The organism is Alcanivorax sp. (assembly GCF_014762765.1).
Taxonomy (GTDB): Bacteria; Pseudomonadota; Gammaproteobacteria; order Pseudomonadales; family Alcanivoracaceae; genus Alcanivorax.
This window is the reverse complement of the sequence record NZ_JABURH010000204.1, coordinates 1-7205: the sequence shown is the minus strand read 5'-3', so window position 1 is coordinate 7205 and position 7205 is coordinate 1. Positions and strand designations below refer to the sequence as shown.

The 7205-nt window shown below is 60.6% G+C and carries 6 protein-coding genes; all 6 read left to right on the top strand.

Annotated elements, in window-relative coordinates; translation table 11 throughout:
* Window positions 1-707: 3-phosphoserine/phosphohydroxythreonine transaminase (gene serC / locus HUJ17_RS15980; RefSeq protein ID WP_290511624.1), on the top strand; the 707-nt coding region annotated here is incomplete at its 5' end.
* A gap of 12 nt (window positions 708-719) precedes the next feature.
* Window positions 720-1802: a prephenate dehydratase gene (gene pheA / locus HUJ17_RS15975; RefSeq protein ID WP_290511623.1), complete on the top strand. Its 1083-nt coding sequence runs from the start codon at window positions 720-722 to the stop codon at window positions 1800-1802.
* A 100-nt stretch (window positions 1803-1902) separates the two neighbouring features.
* Window positions 1903-3006 carry a histidinol-phosphate transaminase gene (gene hisC / locus HUJ17_RS15970; RefSeq protein ID WP_290511622.1) on the top strand — a complete coding sequence of 368 codons (1104 nt, stop codon included), beginning with the start codon at window positions 1903-1905 and terminating at the stop codon, window positions 3004-3006.
* A gap of 128 nt (window positions 3007-3134) precedes the next feature.
* Complete coding sequence (locus HUJ17_RS15965; RefSeq protein WP_290511621.1) at window positions 3135-5378, top strand: bifunctional prephenate dehydrogenase/3-phosphoshikimate 1-carboxyvinyltransferase; 2244 nt, start codon at window positions 3135-3137, stop codon at window positions 5376-5378.
* Window positions 5375-6058 carry a (d)CMP kinase gene (cmk, locus tag HUJ17_RS15960; protein WP_290511620.1) on the top strand — a complete coding sequence of 228 codons (684 nt, stop codon included), beginning with the start codon at window positions 5375-5377 and terminating at the stop codon, window positions 6056-6058. Before HUJ17_RS15965 ends, cmk begins: the two co-directional genes overlap by 4 nt.
* Before the next feature lie 182 nt (window positions 6059-6240).
* Window positions 6241-7205 (top strand): 30S ribosomal protein S1 (locus HUJ17_RS15955; RefSeq protein ID WP_290511619.1); only part of this gene is annotated, 965 nt, incomplete at its 3' end.

Below are 7205 nucleotides of genomic sequence, written 5' to 3'. Positions count from 1 at the left end.
ATTTCACCACCGTGCCGCCCCGGGATACCTGGCAGCTGTCTGCCAACCCGGCCTACGTGCACTACTGCCCCAACGAAACCATTGGTGGACTGGAATACAGCTTTGTTCCGGAAGTGGGTGACAGCCCGCTGGTGGCAGACATGAGCTCCACTATCCTGTCCCGCCCCATTGATGTTAACCGCTTCGGGGTCATCTATGCCGGTGCCCAGAAGAATATCGGCCCTGCCGGCCTGACCCTGGTGATTATTCGCAAGGACCTGCTCGGTAAGGCTGGCGCTCATGTGCCTGCCATGCTCAATTATCAGACCCACGCGGACAATGGCAGCATGTACAACACGCCGCCGACTTTTTCCTGGTACCTGGCTGGTCTGGTGTTCCAGTGGCTGAAGAAGCAGGGCGGGGTGGCGAACATGGCAGAAACCAACCAGCGTAAGGCCGAAAAGCTGTATGGTTTTATTGATAACAGCGGCTTCTACAGCAATCCGGTGGAAAAAATCAGCCGTAGCTGGATGAATGTGCCCTTTGTGCTGGCCGATGCCAACCTGGATAAACAGTTTCTCAGCGAAGCCGACCAGGCCGGCCTGTTGAATCTGAAGGGTCACCGCAGCGTGGGTGGCATGCGTGCCAGCATCTACAATGCGGTACCGGAAGCAGCAGTGGATACGCTGATCGCCTTTATGGCGGACTTCGAAAAACGCAACGGCTGAGCGGGGACCGCCATGACCGAATCTCTGGAAAACTTGCGTAATCAGATCGATGAGCTGGACCAGCGGCTGCAGGACCTGCTCAACGAGCGCGCCACCCTGGCCCACAAGGTGGCCGAGGTGAAGAGCGCCACCGACCCCAATCCGGTGTTTTATCGCCCGGAACGTGAAGCCCAGGTGCTGCGCCGGGTCAAAGAGCGCAACCAGGGGCCGCTGGATGGTGAAACCATGGCGCGGTTTTTCCGCGAGATCATGAGCGCCTGCCTGGCCCTGGAGCAGCGCATGAAAGTGGCCTTCCTGGGGCCGGAAGGCACCTTTACCCAGCAGGCCGCTCTCAAGCATTTCGGTCATGCGGTGGAAAGCGTTCCGCTGGGTGCCATTGATGAAGTGTTCCGGGAAGTGGAAGCCGGGGCAGCTCACTACGGCGTGGTGCCGGTGGAAAACTCCACCGAAGGGGTGGTCAACCACACCCTGGACACCTTCATGACCTCCAGCCTGAAAATCTGTGGCGAAGTGGAGCTGCGCATCCACCATCACCTGTTGGCCGGTGAACACACCCGCCGTGACAAGGTGACCCGGGTCTATTCCCACCAGCAGACCCTGGCCCAGTGCCGCCAGTGGCTGGATGCCCATATGCCGGGGGTCGAGCGCATTGCCGTCAGCTCCAACGCGGAAGCGGCCCGTCGCCTGAAGGACGAGTGGAATGCCCTGGCCATTGCCGGGGAAATGGCGGAAGAGTTGTATGGGCTGGAAGCGGTGCAGCGCAATATCGAAGACCGCCCGGACAATACCACCCGCTTCATCATCATCGGCCGTCAGGACACGCCGCCGTCCGGCAACGACAAGACCAGCCTGATGATCAGCGGCAAGAACCGCCCGGGCCTGCTCTATGAAGTACTGGCACCGTTCCGTGATGAAGGCATCAACCTGACCCGGCTTGAATCCCGCCCGTCACGGACGTCCAATTGGAGTTATGTGTTCTTCGTGGACTGCGAAGGGCACAAGGAAGATGGCAAGCTGCAGCCGGTGTTGGACAAGCTGGAAGCAGCTGGCAATACCATCAAGCTGTTGGGATCGTATCCGAAAGCGGTGTTGTAAAACGCTGGGAGCCTGATGCTGGAGAAGCCGCCCCGTCAGGTGTCGCAGAACATTAACGGAATTCGCCAGGCGTGCCGCTTAGGCAGGCAAAGGAGTCATCATGACTTGCGATTACATCGAACTCGCCAACAGTGGCGTTCAGCAGCTCAAGCCCTATGAACCTGGCAAGCCTATCGAGGAGCTGGAGCGGGAGCTTGGCCTCACCGATATCGTCAAGCTGGCCAGCAATGAAAACCCCCTGGGTGCCAGCCACAAGGCCCTGCATGCCCTCAAGCATCTGCATGAGCTGCACCTGTATCCGGATGGCGCCGGTTTTTCCCTGAAGGCAGCACTGGCGGAAAAGCTGGGGGTGCAAACCAATCAGCTGACTCTGGGTAACGGCTCCAACGATGTGCTGGACCTGATCGCCCGTGCCTACCTGCAACCCGGCGATGAAGCGATTTTCTCCGAGTACGCCTTTGCGGTGTATCCGTTAGTGACCCTGGCTTGCAATGCCAGGCCGGTGGCGGTGCCGTCCAATCTCTATGGCCACGACCTGGCGGCCATGGCTGAGGCGGTGACCGAGCGCACCCGGGTGATTTTCGTGGCCAACCCGAACAACCCCACTGGCACCTGGTTCAATGCCCATGCCCTGGATGAGTTCCTGTCGCGCATTCCGGAGCGGGTGATCGTGGTGCTGGACGAGGCCTACTTCGAATACGTGGAGGAAAGTCACTACCCGAATGGGGTTGAACGTCTGCAAAAATACCCGAACCTGGTGGTAACGCGCACCTTCTCCAAGATTCATGGCCTGGCCGGCCTGCGTATCGGCTATGGTGTCTGCAACCCGCAAATTGCCGATGTGCTGAACCGGGTGCGCCAGCCGTTCAACGTGAATACCCCGGCCATGGTGGCCGCCGAGGCAGCCCTGTCCGACGACGATCATATCGAGAATTCCCGCGGCGAAAACACCAGTGGTCTGGTGCAGATCGCCGAAGGCTTGCAGAAGCTGCAGCTGGAACAGATCCCGTCGGTGGCCAACTTCATCGCCTTCGACTGTGGTCGCGACGCCATGCCGGTTTACCAGGGCCTGTTGCGCGAAGGCGTGATTGTGCGTCCTCTGGGAGGCTACGGCATGACCAACTTCCTGCGCGTGACCGTGGGCACCAGCCGCGAGAATGAGCGTTTCTTGGCCGCCCTTAAGAAGGTGCTGGCGGATGGGTAATCTCCATCGTTTCGGTTTTTCCGCCGTAGGAGCGTCGCTTGAGACGCGAAGCTGCTTGCGGCATTCCGTACCAGATTCGGTTCGCACCTCAAGCGGTGCTCCTACAATGCGAATCGGGGGCGCTTGCCATGTCTGAACCCCTGTTCAACCGCATTGCTGTGATCGGCCTGGGCCTGATCGGTGGCTCCTTTGCTGCTGCCGCCCGAAAAAACGGGCTGGCCGGATCCATTGTGGCCGGTTCCCGCTCCGCCCGGACCCTGGAGCAGGGTATCGCCCTCGGCGTTGTCGACGAAGGCAGCCAGGATCTGGTGGAGGCGGTCAAAGGCGCCGATCTGGTCTTTGTCTCCACCCCCGTTTCGGCCATGGGCAAGGTATTGAGTGCGCTGAAGCCGGGACTGTCCCGCACGGCAATCATCACGGATGGCGGCAGCGTCAAAGGCAATGTGATCACCGCGGCCCGTGGATCCCTGGGCGAGCATTATTCGCGTTTTGTGCCCGGCCATCCCATTGCCGGCAAGGAAAAGAGCGGTGTCAGCGCCGCCGATGCGGACCTGTACCAGGATCACCGAGTCATCCTGACGCCCACCGAGGCCACGGATCCGGCCGCCACTGCCCGGGTGCGGGCGATATGGACCGCCATGGGGGCGGAAGTGCTGCAGATGGCGCCGGATTACCACGATCAGGTACTGGCGGAAACCAGCCATCTGCCCCATCTACTGGCCTTTTCGCTGGTGGATACTCTGGCCCGGCAGGGCGACTCCACGGAGATCTTCCGCTATGCTGCCGGCGGTTTTCGCGACTTCACCCGTATCGCCAGCTCGGATCCGGTGATGTGGCATGACATTTTCCGCGAGAACAAGGCCGCGCTGCTGCAGTCCCTGGACCTGTTCAGCGACGGTATCGCGCGCTTCCGCCAAGCGGTGAGTGACGATGATTCCGATGCCCTGATGGGCATCATGACCCGCGCCAATTCGGCCCGGGCCCATTTTATGGCCATGAACGGGCGCACGTCCTATACCCGCGCCCACCATTCAGGTGACGACACAACCATGACAGACAGCAGTAATGCCAACCCCACCTTTGTGGTGACCCCGGGTGGCCGACTCACTGGCCGGGTACGGGTACCCGGCGACAAATCCATGTCCCACCGTTCCATCATGCTCGGCTCCCTGGCCGAAGGCGTGACCCAGGTAGAAGGCTTCCTGGAAGGCGAGGACGCCCTGGCAACGCTGCAGGCATTTCGTGATATGGGTGTGGTCATCGAAGGCCCCCACAACGGCCAGGTGACCATTCACGGGGTCGGTCTGCATGGTCTCAAGGCGCCGGGCAAAGCGCTCTATATGGGCAACTCCGGCACCTCCATGCGTCTGCTCACCGGGTTGCTGGCCGGGCAGGCCTTCGATGTGGAGCTCACCGGTGATGCGTCCCTGTCCAAGCGTCCCATGGAGCGGGTGGCCAGCCCCCTGCGTGACATGGGCGCCCAGATTTCTACCGGTAACGAAGGCCGTCCGCCGGTGCGTATCCGTGGTGGTCAGCCCCTCAAGGGCATTCATTACGACCTGCCCATGGCTTCCGCCCAGGTGAAATCCGCGGTGCTGCTGGGTGGCCTGTATGCTGAAGGTGAAACCTCGGTGACCGAGCCGGCCCCCACCCGCGACCATACCGAGCGGATGCTGGGCGGCTTTGGCTATGACGTGCGCCGTGACGGTGCCACCAGTGCGCTGACTGGCGGCGGCACTCTCACTGCCTGCAAGCTGGAAGTGCCGGCGGACATCTCCTCGGCGGCCTTTTTCCTGGTGGGCGCCTCCATTGCCGAAGGCAGTGAACTGACACTACCCCATGTGGGCATCAACCCCACCCGTACCGGCGTGATCGACATTCTCAAGCTGATGGGCGCGGATATTCGCCTGGAAAACCAGCGCGACGCCGGCGGCGAGCCGGTAGCCGACATCGTGGTCAAATCCGCGCCGCTGAAGGGTATCGAGATTCCCGAGGAGTTGGTGCCCCTGGCCATCGACGAGTTTCCCGCCATCTTCATTGCCGCAGCCTGTGCCGAAGGGGAAACCGTCCTGCGCGGTGCCGAAGAGCTGCGGGTGAAGGAATCCGACCGCATCCAGGTGATGGCAGACGGCCTGGCCGCGTTGGGCGTGGATCACCAGGTATTCGAAGACGGCATCCGCATCAGTGGTGGCCCCTTCGGCGGCGGCGAGATCCAGTCACACGGTGATCACCGTATTGCCATGAGCTTTGCCATGGCGTCCCTGCGCGCCTCTGGCCCGATTACGATCAATGACTGCGCCAATGTGGCGACCAGCTTCCCGGGCTTTGCCCAGCTGGCGGCCCACGCGGGCCTGAACCTGGAGGTGAAATGACTGCTCCGTCCACCGCTGTATTGACCATCGACGGACCGGTTTCCTCCGGGAAGGGTACCGTGGCACGGCTGGTGGCGGCCCGTCTGGGCTGGCATCTGCTGGATTCCGGCGCCCTCTACCGGGTGCTGGGTTATCACGCGAGAAATCAAGGGGTTGCCCTGGATGACGAAGCCGCCCTGGTGGCCATGGCCCAGTCTCTGCCGGTCCGTTTTGTGGAGCAGCAGGGCGATACGGCGGTGATTCTGGACGGTGAGGATGTGTCCAACATCATCCGCCAGGAAAGCGTCGGCGAGCTGGCCAGCCAGGTGGCAGTGCTGCAGCCGGTGCGTGATGCGCTGCTGGCCCGTCAGCGGGCCTTCGCCGAGGCTCCCGGCCTGGTGGCCGATGGCAGGGATATGGGCACCGTGGTGTTTACCTCTGCCCCCCTCAAGATTTACCTCACCGCCAGCGCTGAAGAGCGCGCCAGACGGCGCTTTGAGCAGTTGAAGGAAAAGGGCTTTGGTGCTACCCTCGCGACCCTCGTTGAGGACATCCGCACCCGGGATGACCGTGACATGAACCGTGAGGTGGCGCCATTGTGCCCGGCAGACGATGCCGTGGTGATTGATTCCACCACCCTGTCGGTTGATGACGTGGTCGACCGGATTCTTGATGAGGCTGCCGCTCGCCAACTGGCGTAAGGCAGCACACACGCCATCGAACTCCTTCGGCAATCCGTGTCGAGGGGGGATTCTGATTTTGTGTAAAAGCGGTTGATCTGCTTGACCCTGAAAAAGTAAGCCAGCTGGGGAAGAGTGGATCGCTTTCGTTGACTAACCCATGTCTGCTGGTTGGCATGTGACTTAAATACAGAGTGAATTTCATGACCGAATCTTTTGCTGATCTCTTTGAAGAAAGCCTCAAGGACCTGGACGTTGCCCGTGGTTCCATCATCAAGGGTACTGTTGTATCCATCGATAGCGACTGGGTAACCGTTAACGCAGGCCTGAAATCCGAAGGCATTATTGCCCGTGACGAATTCATCAACGAGGCAGGCGAACTGGAAATCGCCGAAGGCGATGAAGTAGATGTAGCCGTAGATGCCATCGACGATGGCATGGGCTTCACCCGCCTGTCCCGTGAAAAAGCCAAGCGCGCCGAAGTATGGGGCGAGCTGGAAAAAGCTTTCGACGAAGACGAGATCGTAAAAGGTATGATTTCCGGCAAGGTGAAGGGTGGCTTCACTGTCGATATCGGCCCGATCCGCGCCTTCCTGCCGGGCTCCCTGGTAGACATCCGTCCGGTGCGCGACGTTGCTCACCTGGAAGGCAAAGAGCTGGACTTCAAGGTCATCAAGCTGGATCCCAAGCGCAACAACGTTGTGGTTTCCCGTCGTGCCGTTATGGAAGCCGAGCACAGCGCCGAGCGTGAGCAGCTGCTGGAAACGCTCCAGGAAGGCATGGAAGTCAAAGGTATCGTGAAGAACCTGACCGACTACGGTGCGTTCGTAGACCTGGGCGGTATCGACGGCCTGCTGCACATCACCGATATGGCCTGGAAGCGTATCAAGCATCCGAGCGAGATCGTGGAAGTGGGTCAGGAAATCGACGTCAAGGTACTCAAGTTCGACCGCGAGAAGATGCGTGTTTCCCTGGGTCTGAAGCAGCTGGGCGAAGATCCGTGGCACGATATCGTGGGCAAGTACCCGGAAGGTACCCGCGTCAAGGCGAAGGTGACCAACCTGACCGATTACGGCTGCTTTGCCGAAATCGAAGAGGGTGTCGAGGGTCTGGTTCACGTATCCGAAATGGATTGGACCAACAAGAACATCCACCCGTCCAAGGTTGT